The organism is Psychrobacter sp. JB385 (genome assembly GCF_900163785.1).
Taxonomy (GTDB): domain Bacteria; phylum Pseudomonadota; class Gammaproteobacteria; order Pseudomonadales; family Moraxellaceae; genus Psychrobacter.
The window spans coordinates 123,374-143,744 of the sequence record NZ_FUKN01000001.1 but is presented as its reverse complement, the minus strand read 5'-3'; the positions used below and the strand labels follow the sequence as shown (position 1 = coordinate 143,744).

The following is a 20,371-nucleotide window of genomic DNA, read 5'->3' as shown; positions in this document are numbered from 1 at the left end:
AACATCAGCTATGATAAAAAGCGGTAAGGTACCACGCCAGTAACGGATAATTTATATACTAATAAGAGTGACCGAAAAGGACCTAGAATGCGACTGACATCTACTATCAAAAACCTACATAAACGTAATCCTAAGCTAGGAAAAGCTGTCTCACTTGCCACAGCAACAGGGGTCATCGCTGCCAATAGTATTAGCTGTAGCATCCCCCTATGGTTCATGGGCGTTGGCAAGATACTGACTGGCGCATCAATTGCTGATAAAACTGTGATTAAAATCACCAATCATTGGATTAGTAGCAATAATGCGCTCATCGATAATATGTTGCCTCGAAAAGACTGGCGCATTCAGTTACCCGATGACGTCAATACCAATGGCAAATACTTACTCGTCAGCAACCATCAGTCTTGGGTCGATACCAGTATCGTTCAGTACATTAGCGAAAAGCGCTTGCCATTGACTCGGTTTTTCACCAAGTTTGAGCTGATTTATATACCAATAGTGGGTCAAGCTTTTTACTTTTTAGATTTCCCAATGATGCGTCGTTATTCTAAAGAAGCCGTCGCAAAAAACCCTGCCCTAAAAGGTAAAGACATTGAAGAAGCCAAACGAGCTTGCGCATTATTAAAAGACAAGCCATTTACCTTGCTAAACTACTTAGAGGGTACGCGCTTCACTCAGACCAAGCATGATCTACAAAAATCCCCTTATACGCACCTGCTTAAACCAAGAGCTGGCGGTTTATCGCTGGCTATCAACGCCCTAGGAGCAGATATCGATGGCATGCTAGATATGACCATTGTTTATCCAGATGGCGTGCCAACTTATGGCGATCTCTGGAAAGGAAATATCAAGCGTTTGGGCGTTGATGTCAGACACATCAAGATACCTGATTCTTTATTTGAGGGTATTCAGAACGGTGGCTACGAAAATGACCCTGAAATTAAAGCTCAAATGTTTGAATGGGTTGAACAAGTATGGCGCGAAAAAGACCAACTGATTACAGACATGCTGGCTGAGTTTGAAACAGCGCCTACTGCTTAATCATTAAGAGCTGTCTAGACGGTTTAGACAACAGGAAAACTGGCTGGGTGAAATGATGATACCTAAAGGGTCAAGACTAATGTGTAATTATCATAAAAGATAGGTTGTTTTTTGCCCCTATTCATTGATAATGTGAGAAGTCATAAACATATGATTTTTTGCCCACTCATTACTCAATAGCCATGCTTTTACCTATATCGCTATTTTTGTATTATTCATTCTCTATAAGGTTTGTCTGTGCCCGCCTCCTCTACTACTAGCTCGCATCTAGACTCAGCAACTGTGCCGAATCCATCATCTTATCTGTCAGATGATGAGCCGCCACGACCAAATCGTCCTAAGCCAAGTCGGTTACGACTCACTTATGATATTGTGATGATTATCGCCATCAGTATTGATCTGTTATTGATTAGTATTGATGCCATCTTGATGAGTGATTTTAGCCACAATGCTGCTGCTTGGTTGACTATTGGCACAGCGCTTGATTGGTACCAAAATACGTTACATGAGCCTCTACGTACGGCTGGTGGGTTTTTTACTGTGTTTTTGATTGTTGAGCTGCTGCTACGCTGGGCAGTTGCGATTAAACAAAAGGTTTATTATCGCTGGTTCTTTTTTCCTTTTGTACATTGGTACGAGGTATTGGGCTGTTTTCCGCAACTGCGAGCCTTACGCTTGTTTCGAGCGGTGATTATTGGTCGACGCTTGTATCAACTTGGCTATCAAGTATTGCCGCAACCGTGGATCAACCGCATCAAGTTCTACATCAACCTTTTGTTAGAAGAGCTGTCTGATCGCGTCATATTAACGACCATTCAGAATTTTCGGCAGCAATTGACTGACCCCAATACGCATAAATCATTTATTGAATCTACCATTGCGCGCAATCGTGGTGAGATAGAAGCGGCATTATTGTCTGTCCTGCGCCAAGAGCTTGCGCCAAAACTGCAGGAATTGACCGCCTCTTCAGGCAGTGGTGTTTTAGCGACTGAGGTGGGTAATGCTATTGAGGAAGGCTTGGCCAATACCCCTGAATTGCGCCGCTATCTACGCATGATACCTATCGCTGGCAGCTTGATCGAATCGCAGTTGCAGCATATAGGTCATAATGTAGGCGAAAACGTCGTTAATGCCTTGAATAAGCGCCTTCTTGACCCTGAGCGCCTCGATTCACTGATGGTGGCTATAGCCAGTGGTGTCGCAAAAATAGACACAGATAACACAGCCCTAAACACATTGATCTCTAGTATCATTGATGACAGTTTGACCGAATTTGAAGCACAAGTAAAAGTACAGCATTGGAAGCATCAAGACATGCTCAACCTATGATGCTGACCATATGACTCGACCATAAAACCAATAATAGCGTCGACTCAGATAAAAATACCACCGAATATACAGCGACAAGATTATTTTTGAGGATTTATATATGACCATCCAAACCCATGACCAGCAGACGTCAAGCGCTACGCCAGCGTTGGCATTTTATGGCAAAATGCTGACCTTTTCTCGTGTGCAGTTCAGTACAGATGATCTGAGTGTCATTGAGGCTGAGCTTGCCAAAACGCTAAGTAACAAATCAAGCAATATTCCCGTTTTGATCGATAGTGACGTTGAGCAGGACTTGGCGGCGTTGGTAGAGTTACTTTGGTCATGGGGTGTACAGCCTATTGGCGTGGTCACAGGCATACTAGATGAGCAAGCACGCGCACAGCGTTTGGCCATCTTTCCTGCCGATGGCAAACGTATCGAACGCATTGTCTCTAATAAAAAACCACCTGTTAAAGTCAGTGATACACCAGACACTCAGCGCACCGATACCAATACGACAAGTCACGACACTACTGCAACCGGTGACACAGCCCCTGAAACAACCATCTCGACTGTCACAGCAGAAACATTAGTAAGTGCTGAGCATATTACCAGTCTGTTCTATGATCAAATGCTACGCTCAGGTCAGAGCCTCAACCACGTTGGTGGCGATTTAATCTTGACCAATAGTGTCAATAGTGGCGCAGAAGCCATCACTGACAATAGCTTACACGTTTATGGCCGTGCTCAAGGTCGATTGGTGGCAGGCGCAACAGGCGATAAAGACGCTCGTATTTTCTGTCAAGTATTTAACCCGACCTTGGTTTCAGTGGCAGGTACTTACTGCTTGCGAGACAACTTACCTGAACACGTGATTGATAAATCGGTACAAGTCAGGTTTGTTGAGGGTGAAGGCTTGGTATTCACCGTCATGGACAATGCCTAGACTAACAAGTTGTCCTTCATCGCAAATTTTTTAGCAGAATACGCAAGAAACCTGCGATAAAAACTTTTAAGTGGTTATATCAATATTATAGTAAGTTTATTTAACAAAAATGTTCTATGATGAATCTCTAGCTCTGCCACTATTTGCAGAGTCCGTGAGCGTTTATTTTACTGTTTATAAGAGGCCGTATCGTCAGATCGATTTTGGGCAGTAACGCCTTGTAAATTATCTATAAGTTGTTTTTTGCTTTAGTATAGACTTGCTATAATTTTATGTTTATTTATGCTAGGCTAGCTTCGCAGATAGCTCATACCTGATATGTGTCATCACATCATGTATGAGCAATAGTAAATTGCGCTATTCATATAAAAGATATCCCATTGATTCATAGGAGTGTGCCATTGTGGCGAAGATAGTTGTAATCACTTCAGGTAAAGGCGGTGTGGGTAAAACCACAACAAGTGCCTCTTTTGCTGCCGGTTTAGCGTTGCGTGGCTATAAAACAGTCGTTATCGATTTTGATGTAGGTCTACGTAATCTAGACTTGATCATGGGTTGTGAGAACCGAATTGTTTATGACTTTGTTGATGTCATCACTGGTAGTGCCCGTTTGTCGCAAGCGCTTGTCAAAGACAAACAGTTAGAAAACTTATACATCCTTCCTGCCAGTCAAACGCGTGATAAAGACGCACTGACAGATGAAGGGGTGGCAGAGGTTATGACAGAGCTGTCTAAACAGTTTGACTATATCATCTGCGACTCGCCTGCCGGTATCGAGCGCGGTGCACAGTTGGCGATGTACCATGCTGATGAAGCCATCATTGTCACCAACCCTGAGATTTCTTCAGTGCGTGACTCAGATCGCATCATTGGTATCTTGCAAAGCCAGACAAAAAAGGTGGAAGAAAACCAAGGTTCAGTTCGTGAGCATTTGGTCATCACTCGTTATAACGCGGAACGTGCCGCTGCCAATGAGATGATGGATATTGATACGATCTCTAATGATATCTTGAAAGTGCCTTTACTGGGTGTGATTCCTGAAAGCCATTCTGTGCTTGAAGCATCTAACCATGGTGAGCCAGTCATTCATTATACCGATTCTGTCGCTGGTCAGTGTTATGATGACATCGTTGCCCGTTTCTTAGGTGAAGAACGTCCTTTGCGTCACATCGACGTGAAGAAAAAGACTTTATTGCAGCGCTGGTTTGGAGGTTAATGATGACTAAGAAAAAAGGATTTTGGAGTAGCCTATTTGGTACTGACGACAGCAATAGCGCAGGCAGTGCTAATTTGGCCACTGAACGTCTTAAGGTTATCGTTGCTAGCGAAAATCGGTTAAACAATCGCCTCACTGCTGATCGCATCGAAAAAATGAAACGTGAAATACTCGAAGTGGTCAACAAGTACGTGAATGGCGTCCAGATAGATGATGTCAATATCAATCATCGTTCTGAAGACAGCTTGGATGTTTTAGAGATGAACATCAGCTTACCTGAACACAAAAAATAAGCTTATTAAAGTATCTATCATTAATGCTTCGATAACGTATTAAAAAAGCCCCCAGTATGATACTGGGGGCTTTTTTAATATGGGTTTAGTATCATTATCAATTAATTACTAATAAATCATTTACTACTTCATGCGTGCGATTAAGTTGTCTTTTTTAATAAACTGATGATATAAAGCTGCCCCAATATGAGCAAGCGTAAACACAATGATCGCAGGCCAAATAATACCTGTATGTAAATCATTATAAAAGCGCGCCAAACCTCGATCTGGCGTGACAAATACAGGGATTTGGAACAAACCAAAAATATCCACTGGTCGACCGCCATAAACTGACATCAACAACCCTGCAATTGGCATCGCAATCAATAGAGCGTACAGTCCAAAATGTGTTAAGTGAGCCAACAACGCTTGCCACTTCGGCATTGGCACAGATGGTGGCGCTTTGGTTACTAAGCGGTTAATCACCCGCGCTATCATCCAACACAGTAAACTGATGCCAAACGCTTTGTGTAATCCGATATAAAAACTATTATCGAGATTTTCGTATAACAGTATCATGGACCACGTGACCAGTAGTAAGACCGCACTGATCCAATGAAAAATACGACTACTGACTGACCACTTTGACAAACTTACCTTTGTGTTTCTCATGAGCTGTCCTATTATTCTCATCATTCGTTATCTATTATAGATGATATAGACCAAACAGCGGCTTATTGTTTATTTATTCAACAGCGAAGGACAGTTGAATGGATTACGCTATGATCTCCACTGCAAAGACCATTTCAAACCGATATAAGAAACTAGCTGTCCAAATCAATCAACTGATAAGCGATATTATCTAAGTCTGGCACCAAGTACACTTTATCATCAATCATAACGGCTTGAAAAAGATAGGATAGCACAACGTTTTCGTCAAGCGGTATCATCGCTTCTGAGTTATCTGCAATCTTTGTGTCATTGAATGATTCAGGCAGCTCAATATCTTTGACTTCAGCAATACGGGCTTGTAATTGCTGAAGCTCGCCTGCCGTTTGTAATGCCAAGCGATGACTCGATGTATTGCCCTCTAAGACAATCATCTTATCTGGTGTCTCACTCTCTGGTAATAAATGAAACACAACCACATCCTGCTGCTGCCATTCATACAGAGAAGTACGCTTGTCGTAATCATCGACACTCAAGATTAAACTACTGGGAATCAGCCAGTCAGGTTGGTTAGATGCAGGGACAATTGTGACATCAAGCATCCCATTATTGGTGGTCAGTAAACTCACTGCTTCAAACGAATGTTTCAAGATTTTTTTCATATATTGCTCACCATAAGTTAAAACGAAGAGGCAGTCACTGCCCGTTCACTAATATAATCTGTCAATTTTTTTGCTAGATCTGCTGGACTACCGATAAAATCGCAATATCCTGAATCAATAATAGCTTGAGGTTGACTGGGACAAGCACTCAAGCTTGGATCTTGCACCCATAACTGGCTATGATTGTCTTGAATAAGATCTAAGTATTGAGAGCCATCGTTGCCCATGCCAGAAAATATAATATTGATAAGCTCACTACCATATACATCGCTGGTATTTTTGAGGATCTGTCCAATGGCTGGTTTGTACTCACCAATCCAGTCTTGTTCTAGTAATATCACCCGGCCCGTCGAATCACAGACAATCTGTCGATTGATTGGCGCGATAAGACATTGCCCTGCTCGCAGGCGCTGTGAAGAAGTAATGAGATGACAAGGCCAATCATTGTGACGATTCAACACGCGTGGTAATGTGCCAATCATGGCGCTATTAAAATGATGGGCTAACAACAGACAAACGGGCAGCGTGGGAGACAAATTATCTAAGAATTCTTTGATCGCACTAGGCCCACCCATAGATGCACCCAAAAATACCACGTATTGCCACTCTCTATCTCTATTTTCAGTTTTTTGAGCTGGGACTTCGAGTAAGGTGGGTAAGGCCAATGTATGCGCCAGTTTGCGTTTGAGCTTACGCTGCCATTTGGCATATTGACATACCTCGTTCAAATAAGGCGCTTGGCTAAACCCTATCAAAATAGCCGCCGCTTTGGAGCCCGTCGTTGCCGTAACTATGTTGTCATCGTAGTCACTGTCTATCAACCATATGTCAATTGCTGGATCTATGGTCTCGCTTTTTTTTCGTAACTGTTCTTGTGACATACAGCCCACAAGAATCAGGCCAAAACTGCGTACGGTATCCGAAAACGCCATGCGCTGATGATGATCTTCTGCAATGACCATCACCTTAACGCTTGCTTTATTTTTATCTTTTGATCCTAACGTACTGTCACTATCCCTCATGAGCCAAGCTGACCTCTTTACCCAGTATTCTCTGGATCTTATTCAGTAGCTCTTGTTCTTGGAAAGGTTTACCCATATAGTCGTTTACGCCAATCTCGAAAGCACGCTCACGATGCTTCTCACCCGTACGCGATGTGATCATGATGATTGGGATGTGTTTCAAATGCTTGTTATGTCTGACCTGAGTTGCCACCTCAAAACCATCCATACGCGGCATCTCAATATCTAGTAGTATCATATCTGGCGTCGTGTCTTGTAATATATCAATCGCATCGATACCATCTTTTGCAACCACCACATTGAACCCTTGACGCTCTAAGAACCGCGACGTTACTTTGCGTACAGTCACTGAATCATCAACCACTAAGATGGTTGACTTAGACTCTATACGCCCGCGCTTAAAGTCATCAGCGTTGGATAGGTTTCTTCCTAATTGCACATTACGCATCAAGGCAATTAAATCCAAGATCAGCATGACTGAGCCATCACCCATAATAGTTGCAGCAGAAATCCCCGGTATATGAGACAACTGTTGTCCTAAGGGTTTTACCACCACTTCGATACGAGAGCCTGCGATTTGATCGACTTGTAGAGCAATATTATGACCAGTACGGTTCTTAATAAGAATCAGTGGTAGGCTGGTATTGGTATTGACGACCAGCTCATTGAGTTTATTGCCAGATAAAATCTCGTTTAAGTAGCGCACTCGATAATCAACATCCTCAAAGCTTAATGTGGCTTCATTTGACTGATAATAATCATACAGTTTCTCTGGGTTGACACGTACCACACGCTCAATTTGCACCAAAGGTATGGCGTAATAACGATCCGCTGCTCGAACCACCAACGCATCAGAAACCGCAACTGTTAGGGGCAGGCGCATTGTAAAATGCGACCCTTTACCAAGCTCTGAGACAACTGATACAACGCCGCCCAATTGACGAATTTCACTAATAACCACATCCATACCTACGCCGCGACCTGAAATCTGGGTCACTTGTGTACTGGTACTTAGGCCTGCATTAAAGATGTACTGCATGACATCAAGGTCAGTAAGGCTATTATCATTTGCATCAATAAGCCCTTGAGCAATCGCCTTGCTACGTACCGCTTCTACATCGATTCCACGACCATCATCTATCAGCTGAATGACAATCTCGCTGCCTTCGCGATGCACTTCAAGCGTAATGTGCCCGCTGCGCTCCTTGCCTGCTTTTAGGCGCGTTGAAGTGTTTTCGATACCATGGTCAACCGCATTACGTAGCATATGCTCAAGTGGCGAGGTAATACGCTCTAGAATGGTTCTATCCATTTCGTCATCGGCATTGATGATTGTTAATTCAACAGACTTATTAAGCTCATTGGCAGTCTGACGTACGATACGCTCAAGGCGCGGCGTTAAGCGCGTAAACGGCACCATACGCGAATTCATCAGACCGTCTTGCAACTCAGTTTGCGTACGCGATAGCTGTAATAATAAACTTTCGCTATCACGGGTCTTTTCTAATAACGTGTGATTGATATCAATCAAATCTGAGGCAGACTCTGTCAAAGATTTCGACAGCTGATTCAATGAGGAATATTGATCCATTTCTAGCGGGTCAAAATCTTCATTATTGATCAGCTCATCATCTATTTGCGATAATATCTGTGCTTCTAGTTCAATCTCCATTCGGCGTAACTGATCAGCCAGTCGCTGTACAGTGATGCCCATATCCTCAATACTGTTGGTCAAGCTACTGATACCCATATCGATACGGGCGCGGTTAATCGCTGACTCTCCAGATAAGTTGATCATATGCTCAATCAAACCGCCTGAGATACGAATCATCTCGTTACTGCTCACACTCTGATCTTCTTCAGCAACACTACTGCTGAGCATAGAGGGCATCTCACTAATATCTTTTGCCAAATACTGTGAGTCCTGCTGCTCTTTAGCGATCAGGATGGCTTCGCGCTGTGCCTGTAACGATTCTTTCGGGATATGCTTTAACCCATCAGGATTTTTGCTGAACTGCTGCAATGCTTCGATTAACAAACCTGGTACGGGCGGATTGACATTTTGTCTAAGAACAGACACTGCATCTGCAAGCCAATCATGACTTACCACCAACAATTCAATCACTTTTTTAGTGGCAGGGCGGCGACCGTCTACAAAATCTTTGTAAACTGCCTCCATTTCGTGTGCCAAATCAGCAATACCTGTCGCTGTCACCATTCGCGCACCACCCTTGATGGTATGAAGGTCACGCTGGAGTGCTTGTATCACGGTGGTATTACTGGTGTCTTTTAAGAATATAGGCAGATACTTGTTACGATTGGTTAGCTCTTCTGCTTCTTCTAAAAATACCGCCAAAATATCAGGGTCAGGCAAACCATTCGCCCATGATTGCTTAATCATTCTATCTAAGCTAATAGTATCAGACAGGTTATCGATATCTAGAACGGGGTTAGCCGCTGTATCATAAGTGTCTGCTTCAAGATTGTTTTTTGGGTTTGGTATGATGAGCTCTACTATTTCTGGCAACACTTTTGCTTTTTCAAACTGCTGGAGCTGGTCAATCAACTCCGAAGTAAAGAACGATTTTTTGTGATTCACCATATGCATGACTTGCAAAGATATCGTATCTTGCACTCGTTGCATGATCTCTAACCACTGTACAGTTGGTGCTTTTCTGTTTTCTACGAAGGCTTCATAGATACTTTCCGCTTCATGCGTCAGATCGCCAATACTGCGGATACCTGCCATTCGTGCACCACCTTTGATGGTGTGCAAATGACGCTGTAATACCTTTAATGCGTTGATATTGCTAATATCTGTACGCCACTTATTAAAGCTTTCATCTAGCGCTGTATCCAGCTCCTGCGCCTCTTCCAAAAAGATCTCTAGTAGCTCAGCATCGGTATCAATAGATTCAAGTTGTATGTCTGGTACTGACACAGTACGAACGATAAAGGTTTCTTCTTCGTGGTGCTCGTCTGCTTGATAGATACTTTGCAGATCCTCAAGTACTTTTTTATCTATTTTCAGTGAGGTACTGCCAGCTAAGGCATCAAACAACCCCACTAACTGCGCATGCCCCGAATGGAGTATGGCTTGAGTGTCTGTCTCCTTTGCTTTATCAAGATGATCGCGCAAATAGGTGTAAGCATGACCAAGCTCAGTTAAAATAGCTGTGAATTTTGGAAAGTTTTTTGCCTTGTCAAATAAATGCTTTATTTGTGATATTTGCTGCTCTATATAATCTTGAACTTGCTCTGTTTCAGATTGATTCAGTGCATTATCCAACTCCCACTCAGCGTCTAACAACTCGTCAATATTGTTGTCTAACAGCTGTGCTATCGTCGGCTTATTATCAGCTATATCTTCTATGTCGTTAACAGAGTCTTGTTTATCAAGCATAGATTGCAATGACGCTATGTCTTGCTGGCTTTGCGTGTCTTGCATCTGCATGTCTTGTATCTGAAAGTTTTGTTCATAGCTATGCAAATAACCGTTCATCAAAGTAGACGATTTAGCCAGCGCCTCTAAATGTTGGGCGTTCATGGCTATGTCTTGTTGCTGCAACTGCTCTAAGCTCTGCTCAATGGTTGCACTCACTTCGCTGATCGCAGCCAATGCGCTAGAGCCGGATGCGCCTCTCAACGTATGAAATGCCCGTACAATATCATCTGTCACTTCAATATAAGTTTGATCTTGATGTACATCAACGAATCGATCGATATCGCGTAACAACCCTTCTGCTTCATCGATAAAAATCTCACAAAATGCTTTTTCTTGCTCACTTTGGGCAGTCAAAACGATAGGGGCTTCTGCGATCATTTCATTGACAGAATTGATGTTTTGCAGTGTGATGTCTATTTCTTCATCATTCTCTGTTGGCGAAGAAGGAGTATCGTTTGACTCAGTGAACAAGATAGAATCTTTACCATCTTCATCTTCAAGATCGTTCGTTGCTTGCGCCCATTGCTTGGTGGATAACTCAGTATAACTAAAGGCATCACCTTGCTGTTTACTGTAGGCATTTGCACAAGCAACCCATAGAGGCACCATAACAGGATAGTTCTGCTCATTATTTTCAAATACATTCAACATGGTGGGGTAAGCAGCCAGTACATCTGCAATCAGCTGACACATATCGTCGGTGACGACGATACTACGATCCAAGAGACGATTGAGCATGTTTTCTATGGCCCACGCCAATTCAGCGCTATAGTGAGCACCTACCATGCGACCTGATCCCTTTAAAGTATGGAACCCTCGGCGGATGTCTGTCAGCCCACTTAAGTCTGTAGGAAACAGTTGCCAAGACTCATATAAAGGAATGATATCAGCCAATACTTCATTGGCTTCTTCTATGAATATCTCTTTAATATCAGGATCTGCATCATTTGCATCGGCTGGTAATTGTTCGGCTTCTTGCACAAAAGGCATGAGTCCTGCTGGAATCTCAGAAAGCGATAAAGGCTTCAATATCCCCCTTTTATTATCATGATTTATCATGTGCGATTCGCTAGCTGAACCAAGCATGGCAGCAGACGTTTCTATACGGTCACTTGGATCCGCGAATTCAAACTCCAGATCGTCTTCTAACCCAAAATCAGTGTCATCTGACTCTGCTTGTTGATCGGTTAAAACCGTATCTGATATGGCAAGACCCGTATTAATGGGCTGCATTGCCATTAAATTTTGACTTTTTAAAACGATGACTGCTGGATCTAGGCTTGGAGACTGTTGTGCCTCAAAATCTGCGAGCAATACAGGCAGACTATTTACCGTGTCTGTGACCAGATTAACCACGTCATCTGTGACAGCCAAGGTATGATCTAACAAACGGTTGAGTAAACTTTCAATCGACCACGCCATTTCACTAATACTAAAGGCACCAACCATACGACCTGAGCCTTTTAAGGTATGGAAGCCTCGGCGCACTTCGATAAGTGGGGTCAAATCTTGCTTGTCTTGCTGCCAAATCGGTAAAAAATCTGTAAGGTCAGTGATGACATCCGTGACTTCTTCAATAAAAATATCGCGAATTTCTGCGTCCATCTCAAAACTGTCCGCTTTAATGTCTGCGCGAACTTGTGCTAAAGCTGCACTTTCTGTCTTATCACTGGTATCAGATGTGTTTTGCGCTTCTACACTCTGATTGTCTGTATCGGTTGAAATCTGCGTAGTTAAATTCAGATGACTAGCTGGAGAGATCTCGCCATTATCATCATAACGAAGGACATCAGTTGCGACAGGTTTTTGAGTCAAATAAGTGTCGTTAATCTTCTCTGGCGCGTCAATGTAAAGCGCTAGTAACTTTGCGGCTCTAGCCGTATGTTCATTTGCTTGTGTTAATACTGTTTCGTCAAAAACTTGTTGGGCAAGATAATCGAGCAATAGCTCAATAGAGGTCAAAGCTTCCGCCAATGCCTGTGTGACATCCCAGCTAAGCACCTCAATATTATAAGCGACCAACTGCGTAAATATACTGGCCATGTCCTCTATGGTTTGACGCACGATAGGCAAACCCATATCAGCAAAAGATTCACCAATGCGAGCAAATTCAGTCTCATCTGGTAATAAATGGATCTCTTGACGCTGCAGGTATTCATTGAAGCATTGCTTTACTTCCTCTACCGCAATGCGCAACTCACGTAAGTCTTTACCAGCAGCATGGCCGTCATAACTGTCTGTCGCTTGCGTATCGACTCCATGAGACAATTCAGATGACGGTACAAAAGAGACAGCATCTCCTATCTTCAAAGAGATCGTCTGCTCTGTGTTATAAATAGCGCTATATAGCGCTTGTAGCTTTTGCTCAATTTGCCACTGCGCTTGTACAAACCCTGTCTTGGAAGATAAGGCCTGCTCTATCTCTGTGATGAGTGTCTCAACTTGCAATCCATAATACGTCCAGCCTCGGCCTTCGAGCTGATGCTTTATTTTTTGCAAAGCAGGTAAGAGCGTTTGAGGTTCATCGATATTAAAAATAAGGGTCTCAAGTGCGCTGAGTATCCGCGGTAAAAAGCGTGACGCTGTCGATGTATTTTGCGATAAGTGACTTAATACTGATTGAGTACGCTCACTACTTGTTGTCAGACCACTTAACTCGATGTAGACATTTATGATCAAATTTTTGATCACAACAGACAAGCTCTCATCAGAGTCTTGATTGGCAGGGGCAATGGCTTGCTCAAGCTGACTCAATAACGCGGCATAGTGCTCAGGTAGCGGTGTATTATTGCGCGCAAGATCTCTCAACCATATCTCAGTCAGATACCAGAGGTGTTTTACCTCTCTATTCTGTGTGGTCTGCCACAAGTACTGACTCACTTTTTCTAAAACAGCCAATAAAGAAGGCTGATTGATATTGGTCACCAATAAGGTTTGTACTTGCTTTCGCCAGACTAAAAGCAACTGTTGATAATGATGATCCGTCAGATCAGTGGTCACGCTACTTACTGGTATTATGGCCGCAATACTATCGAAAATAGTATCGTCAATGTGAGTGTGTGGTTTTTCGTATTGGTATTGGCTCCCAATACGACTCAAAGGCAAGTTTGTTGTTACACCCAATTTTGATAATGCTTGGGCAAGCCCTTCCACTGTTTTCTGAATCAAATCGCTGTGATAACTACCTGTCTGCGAATATTGGTTTAGCTCGCGCTGCAACAACTCATGAGAGAAATGACCAATGCGACTGTGATAGGTAGAGATGCCGTCATGGCTAATAGATTGTGCCAGCCAGCCTAAATGACTGGCAAGATTGCCAAGCAAAGGAAGACGCGCCATTATAAGGGCACCGCTGACTTGGTGATAACACTCTACTATTTGATCTTGACTAATGTCGTCAGTCCCTGATTGCCAGCCAGCAGATATCTGTGATAATTGTTGATTAAACAGTGGTAACAACCACTCAAGCGTCACTATGTTATTGGGCTGGTTTTTCATAGATTGATCCTAACTTGTTTAGACGCTAATTTAGGCACTGGTTTTTTGCCACACATTCACTTGCGGGTGTGCAATGCGGCGCATATTTGAAGGACGCCAAAATAACGCCTCACCGGGAGCCAATATAATATATCCACCTAACACGCATTGCTCTGATAGTCTGGTTAAAATATCTCGCTGATCAAATTTACGAAAGTAGAGCAGCATATTTTGACAGATAATCACATGTTGAAGATGTGAGGTGGGTGGTTGTTTTTCAATAACATTGTGTAAAACAAAATCTACATAAGGCTGTAAAACTGGTGCAATTTGCCATTGGGACTCAGTGCCTATTTTGATGGTAGTAGAATCATCTGGATTCAGATTACCAATCGTACTGCTAGCGCTCAACGGTCGAACAAACTGCTGGTATCGCTTTGGTATCAATAATTGCTGTCGACTGTCATACCGTCCCAATCTTGCTTTTACAATTGCTTGCTGGCTGACATCAGTACCCAAGATTGAATAGTTCATCAACTGCTCCGATGCCAAGCTCATTGCAAGTGACCACGCTTCTTGGCCACGAGCACATCCCACACTCCAAATTCGAAACAATTCGTCAGAGACCCCATCAGTGCGGGAGTCAATAAGCAATTGCTGATGCTCTAAAGCGCACTTTATAACAAACTCTACCGACGGCATATGACGAAAAAAACGACTTTCGTGAATCAATACTTTATCCAATAATCGCTGTCGTATTGCGCTATTATTTGGTAGTTGCTCCCACAGCTTAGTAATGCTCAACCCGTGCAACGACGCTGTATGGTTAATTGCATTGGTCAACCACTGCAATTGCACATCTGGTAAAACAAAGCCAATCTCTTGTTCTATATATTTTTGCCATTGCTGCACATCAACATAGTCTTCTGACATTAAAGCTCTCGTCAATACGGGTTCTGATGTTTGGGGTCGGCAGCTGTTTGGTCGAGTCAGATTATCCATGTCACCTACTATGCTTGTCGCTGCACGTTATTCCTACTCGCACAGCTTGCTGATGAACAGATTGGTATGTAAAAGGCTTTGTCCTCTTATATATACTTAAGTCACGTACATATCTAAGTCAAAATATTAGCCTTAAATACTTTCTGAATACATATCTCTCTCAAGTAATTCAGTGTCCAGAAGATCATCATCATTCGATACCTTAAAGCCTGTCACTGACTCTTGAAGTGCAGCAGCCATTTCACTCAACTCGCCAATAGAACGGGCTGTTGCCAGCGTACCAGAGGAGGTTTGTGAGGTGATGTCTTGAATAATATTCATCGTGTGAGAGATGTGCCCAGCAGATTCGGCCTGTTGCATGGCGGCATTTGAGATGTTCTGAATCAAATCAGCCAAGGTGTTAGAAACACTCTGAACCTCCTCTAGTGCTTCACCCGCATCTTTTGCCAAACGCGCACCACGTACTACTTCAGAGGTGGTTGACTCCATCGACATTACTGCTTCATTGGTATCCGCCTGAATCGTTTTGACCAATGTTTCGATCTGCTTGGTGGCATTGGCAGAGCGTTCAGCAAGACGTTGAACCTCATCAGCAACAACGGCAAACCCTCGACCTGCTTCACCAGCCATCGAGGCCTGAATAGCCGCGTTCAATGCCAAAACGTTGGTTTGGTCAGCAATATCATTGATCAGACCAACGATATCACCAATTTCTTGCGAAGACTCACCAAGACGTTTGATACGCTTAGACGTTTCTTGAATCTGGTCTCGAATGACGTTCATACCCTCAATAGAGCGCTGTACAACCGCTGCTCCATTATGAGAGATTGCGACTGAACGCTGAGCAACGGTTGCAGATTCTGCCGCGTTGTTTGAAACTTGGTCAATCGACACAGTCATCTCATTAATGGCTGCTGATACCCCTGCAATTTCTTGAGCTTGGTGTTCAGAAGCTTCAGCAAGCTCAACTGCATTCATCTGCGTTTGCTCTGAAGATTGCGAGACGCGAACAGCGGTATTGTTAATAACCAGTACCAACTGGCGCAACTGGTCAATGGCAAAGTTAACAGAGTCGGCAATCGCCCCTGTAAAATCCTCTGATACCGTTGCATTGACGGTCAAGTCCCCTTCTGCCAAATCTCCCAATTCATCTAGCAAGCGTAGAATAGCTATCTGGTTACGTTCGTTTTCCTCTTGGATTTGACGAGCGCGCTCAGACTCTGCTTCTGCTTCTTGACGACGACGTAAGGTTTCTTTTTCGATGAGTAATCGCTCTGAGCCACCACGTTGCTTAAGCAAATTATAAAGAGCAAATAGAGTTCCCAGTACCCCTACGACAAATATCGCCACAGGCAACACAACGGATTGATTAAAATCCACCATATGCTCACTTACCGACGACAACGAATTAACCAGCCAGATCAAACAAGCCACGCTTACTATCACAAAAACGCCTAATAATACTCTCCACATACCATTCGCATCTTTGCTATCTACTGCTGTTTTGGTCGTACCAGTTGCAGATTTATTTATAACATCACTCATCGTACGTATTCCTTTCAGACAATTGTCAAAGTCTTATCGTGACTTTGACAATCTTACTGTTATAAAAGAAACAGTGATCAACAAAGTCTGTATGAATGCTGACATCCAAGCGCATCATGTCATTCGCTATTATTTTGTCATCGAGCTAACAGCCAATTAGGCTATTATCGACAGCTATATTGCAGCATCGGCGTACTGCGGGTCTTGCGCGAGCAGACTTGGCATAAAGACATACCAGTCCTGCTCATTTTTAAAGAACTTGCCATGGTTATAGGGAGCAAAGGGCGAACTTGATTCAATGGCTTCTGGGCGGTATTGATCCTGAGTAAACTGTTCAATACCAATAACCTGATCTACCAATAATCCTGAGAAAAAATCCCCGTGATCTATAACCATGACTTTACGCTGGCTCATTTGTGCTAAGCGGCTCGGCACTTGTAAAAACTGAGACAAATCTGTTATGGGTAACAAACGACCACGAATATTGGCGATACCCAGCATCCAAGGCTTGACTAAAGGCAAGCTTGTATATTCTGGCATAGCCAATACTTCTGAGACTTGACCCATTGGCGCGACCAAACGCTGCCCACCAATCTCAAAGACCACGCCTTGCCAGTCATACGCTTGCCCACCGCGGCGCCCGCTTTTACGAGCACGTGCCAAATCGGCTAGACGCAGAAGCTCAATGAACCCTTTGGAAGCCACAAGCTACCCCATTACTTTATGAATGATATTCACCAAACCATTCTCATCAATTGGCTTTGCCATGTACTCTTTGGCACCCTGACGCTTACCCCAAACCCTATCGGTCTCTTGGTTTTTGGTACTGATCATAATCACAGGAATATGAGCGGTGGTTTTACCACGAGTTATTTTTCGAGTTGCCTGAAAGCCATTCATCTCAGGCATGACCACATCCATTAAGATAACATCTGGTAAATGTTCTGCTGCCATTTGACAGCCCTGCTCGCCATTTATCGCTTCTAGTACTTTAAAATTATGTCTGGCAAGCATGTCGCGGAATTTTGCCATTTCAGATGGTGAGTCATCAATGACTAAGACAGTAGTCATGGGATTTTCCTTTGTTTTCAATGATATCCTTTGGGATATATTAATAGATTTATTGAGACAAACTGCATAGAAATAACAGGCCAAAAATGAATGGTGACGTTATTTTTTACAGTTGCGACTAAATACTAAGCAATCATAAATCAGGTTAAGTACTACCAAATACTTGACCCTACAACCTTACCAATATGAATAGGTATCTACATACCCATCTGCAAATATCCAGTCAGACCGCCGCTACTTGCAGGTACTCAAACTAGCGGTACTGATTAATTGCCTCAAACAACTCATCTTTACTAAATGGCTTAGTCAAATATTCATCAGACCCAACAATACGGCCTCTGGCTTTGTCAAACAAACCATCTTTAGACGACAACATAATGACGGGTTTGTTAGCATAATCTGGATTGTTCTTTATTAACGCACACGTTTGATAGCCATCTAATCGCGGCATCATGATGTCGACAAAAATAATATCTGGATTGTTATCAACAATTTTTGCTAAAGCGTCAAAACCGTCAATCGCGGTCACTACTTCACAACCTGCTTTTTGTAACAAGGTTTCTGCGGTACGGCGAATGGTTTTTGAATCATCAATCACCATTACTTTTAAGCCATCAAAATTATTTTCCATCATATTGTCCTATAAACGACTGTTTATTCGTAATGCTATCTATCAATACAAAATATCAACGGTTATTTCCACCTGCCTTACTACTTATTATTAGGCAACGGTGAACCGCCAAACTTGCATTACCATGAGTTATGACAGCGAACTTATTCCCTGTCAGTGTCTGCCTCTAAAATACGGCTTCAACATAGGTTACTATACGCACTTTTTTCTGAAGAAGCTTACTAAATTGAAGCAGATTATTCGCTTTTTAGAGGAGTAATGGCGTTTTGATTCATGCCGCTAGCAACCGTATTTGTTGACACCTTGTAGCGCACTCTACATTGCATCACTATCATCTCTCACTATTACTTCCGTCTAAGACGACAAGCTTACATCAGAAAAATAACAACTTTATGATATTTTTGCATTATATAGAAACGAAAAATACATTGCTGAATAATTTTATTTTGTAATACAAATGTATCGTAATATTTCATTAAGCTTGTTTTAGCACAGTTATTCATTTTTTTCCAGACATTAGCAATCTAATATTGATACTCATCAGTAATAAAAGCCGCGAAGCCAATATAGCAGCATGATTATTTCGATTGCGCCTTGGTGCGGAAAACGCTATCTTCGTAGGCGGCATAAGGGTTTGGCAGTCGTATTCCCTCATCGCTATTTACTATATAATAGAATGACGACTACGATGGTGACTGCAATGACAGCTTCTCAAATTTTAAAAAACAGCACCTACTTACTGAGTGCTTTGATACTAGCTGCCTGTCAGCCCTCTGCACCTACCGATGCATCTGTGATGAGCGATGACAGTACTACTGTAGATACGCCTCTTGTGATTACCGATGATAGCGTCACCATGGCTCTAGACCATATATTAAGTATAAAACCCTCACGTTATCAGCCTAGTATTGGACTACAAGGCAATCTTGAACCTGTTAAACAAATCAAGCTCATGACTGTGCATCCTATGAATATTGAGGACGTATTGGTCACTGAAGGCCAGTTAGTAGAAAAAGATATGCCCTTGCTCATTGTTCGACGGGTACGTTCAGACGACAGTGAAGCAACCTCACCCAACCCTACCGACAATAACGCCACCACAGCAGCAAAGCGCCCTCAAGAACGCGAGCTGATGAGCGAGGCCACTGATACAGAAAAGTCAGAGAATAGTGACAACTCTAAATCTGTGACTGCTAAAGATAAGTCGTCTGATGTACAAGAATCAGATGCCTCTGTGTCTGATAACGATGACAATACCTCTGTTAAAGATGATGTAATCAATAATGGCGATAATGAATCCGACTCAAAATCACCGTATAACTTGGTCACAATACGGGCGAGCTTTAAAGGGCGCGTACAAGGATTAAGCATCAAAGCTGGAGAACAGCTCGCCGCTCGTATGCCTCTTTTGCAGCTAAATGATGAAACGCAGTTGTACTTTGTCTCAACATTGCCCATTCAAGCAAAGCCTCAGCTTTCGATTGGTCAGACTGTCAATTTTTCAGTGGATGGACAATCCGACAATTTTACGGGTCAAATCAGCAAGCTGACCGTAACCAGTCAACCAAAAAAGCTTTTAGTGCATGTGGATGTGATTGAAAATAAAGCCAGTCGTGCCACATTACTACCAAACATGAAAGTCATAGGCCGCGTGGATTATGGCCAAATAGATGTGGGTACGATAGTACCCGAGCGGGCGCTTCATGACGTTGACTTAGCAGAATTACACAAGCCACCATATAAGCCATTGATACCTTTGACAGCCAATGTATGGATTATTGGGCAAGATCAGCGTTTGATGCGTCGACCTATTGAGGTAGTAGAATATAATCCCACGACAAAACAATATTTAATTGCAGGGATTAGTAATGACAGTCTGATTTGTTTGGCCGACTTACCTATTGATTCTAATGGTAAAAAAGTTATCGTTTCTTGATTAATAGCATCGACAGTTACATTACACAGAAACATTAACAAACCCACTCTTGTTTTGTAACAGCCTAATTAGGCAATATAACGGTATTATATATGTCATTAACCGAGTATTTAGATTTCTCATTT

Annotated in this window: 14 protein-coding genes and 1 pseudogene; 6 read left to right on the top strand and 9 right to left on the bottom strand. The window is 42.7% G+C overall.

Features of this window, described 5'->3' with window-relative positions; genetic code table 11:
- Positions 1-87 precede the first annotated feature (87 nt).
- From CZ794_RS00565 to minE, 5 genes are all read left to right on the top strand, one after another.
- Positions 88-1,041 carry an acyltransferase gene (locus CZ794_RS00565; protein WP_087039708.1) on the top strand — a complete coding sequence of 318 codons (954 nt, stop codon included), beginning with the start codon at positions 88-90 and terminating at the stop codon, positions 1,039-1,041.
- Positions 1,042-1,278: 237 nt separating this feature from the next.
- Positions 1,279-2,370, top strand: a complete 1,092-nt coding sequence (locus CZ794_RS00560; protein ID WP_087039707.1) for a hypothetical protein — start codon at positions 1,279-1,281, stop codon at positions 2,368-2,370.
- Between the two features lie 100 nt (positions 2,371-2,470).
- A complete protein-coding gene (minC, locus tag CZ794_RS00555) occupies positions 2,471-3,298 on the top strand; it encodes a septum site-determining protein MinC (protein WP_087039706.1) in 828 nt (275 codons plus the stop codon).
- A 403-nt stretch (positions 3,299-3,701) separates the two neighbouring features.
- On the top strand, positions 3,702-4,514 hold the full coding sequence (gene minD / locus CZ794_RS00550) for a septum site-determining protein MinD (protein ID WP_087039705.1): 813 nt from the start codon (positions 3,702-3,704) through the stop codon (positions 4,512-4,514).
- A gap of 2 nt (positions 4,515-4,516) precedes the next feature.
- Positions 4,517-4,807: a cell division topological specificity factor MinE gene (minE, locus tag CZ794_RS00545; RefSeq protein ID WP_062846006.1), complete on the top strand. Its 291-nt coding sequence runs from the start codon at positions 4,517-4,519 to the stop codon at positions 4,805-4,807.
- A 123-nt stretch (positions 4,808-4,930) separates the two neighbouring features.
- Here minE and CZ794_RS00540 read toward each other — a convergent pair whose 3' ends face one another.
- From CZ794_RS00540 to pilG, 9 genes and pseudogenes are all read right to left on the bottom strand, one after another.
- Positions 4,931-5,458: a cytochrome b gene (locus CZ794_RS00540; RefSeq protein ID WP_087039704.1), complete on the bottom strand. Its 528-nt coding sequence runs from the start codon at positions 5,456-5,458 to the stop codon at positions 4,931-4,933.
- 152 nt (positions 5,459-5,610) lie between these two features.
- On the bottom strand, positions 5,611-6,117 hold the full coding sequence (locus CZ794_RS00535) for a hypothetical protein (RefSeq protein ID WP_087039703.1): 507 nt from the start codon (positions 6,115-6,117) through the stop codon (positions 5,611-5,613).
- 17 nt (positions 6,118-6,134) lie between these two features.
- A complete protein-coding gene (locus CZ794_RS00530) occupies positions 6,135-7,139 on the bottom strand; it encodes a chemotaxis protein CheB (RefSeq protein WP_087039702.1) in 1,005 nt (334 codons plus the stop codon).
- Positions 7,129-14,082 (bottom strand): Hpt domain-containing protein, encoded by a 6,954-nt coding sequence (locus tag CZ794_RS00525; protein ID WP_087039701.1) that lies wholly within the window; start codon positions 14,080-14,082, stop codon positions 7,129-7,131. The genes CZ794_RS00530 and CZ794_RS00525 overlap by 11 nt, the downstream gene beginning before the upstream one ends.
- A 30-nt stretch (positions 14,083-14,112) precedes the next feature.
- Positions 14,113-14,994: a protein-glutamate O-methyltransferase CheR gene (locus CZ794_RS00520; protein ID WP_256958800.1), complete on the bottom strand. Its 882-nt coding sequence runs from the start codon at positions 14,992-14,994 to the stop codon at positions 14,113-14,115.
- 201 nt (positions 14,995-15,195) lie between these two features.
- Positions 15,196-16,266 (bottom strand): annotated as a pseudogene (locus CZ794_RS00515) (methyl-accepting chemotaxis protein); the annotation flags it as partial.
- Positions 16,267-16,782: 516 nt separating this feature from the next.
- On the bottom strand, positions 16,783-17,313 hold the full coding sequence (locus tag CZ794_RS00510; RefSeq protein WP_087039698.1) for a chemotaxis protein CheW: 531 nt from the start codon (positions 17,311-17,313) through the stop codon (positions 16,783-16,785).
- A 3-nt stretch (positions 17,314-17,316) separates the two neighbouring features.
- On the bottom strand, positions 17,317-17,679 hold the full coding sequence (locus CZ794_RS00505) for a PleD family two-component system response regulator (protein ID WP_062845430.1): 363 nt from the start codon (positions 17,677-17,679) through the stop codon (positions 17,317-17,319).
- Between the two features lie 253 nt (positions 17,680-17,932).
- Positions 17,933-18,310: a twitching motility response regulator PilG gene (pilG, locus tag CZ794_RS00500; RefSeq protein WP_021813722.1), complete on the bottom strand. Its 378-nt coding sequence runs from the start codon at positions 18,308-18,310 to the stop codon at positions 17,933-17,935.
- Between the two features lie 700 nt (positions 18,311-19,010).
- Between pilG and CZ794_RS00495 the strand changes: the two genes are divergently transcribed.
- Entirely contained in the window at positions 19,011-20,246 is a 1,236-nt protein-coding gene (locus tag CZ794_RS00495) for an efflux RND transporter periplasmic adaptor subunit (protein ID WP_087039949.1), read from the top strand.
- Positions 20,247-20,371: the final 125 nt, after the last annotated feature.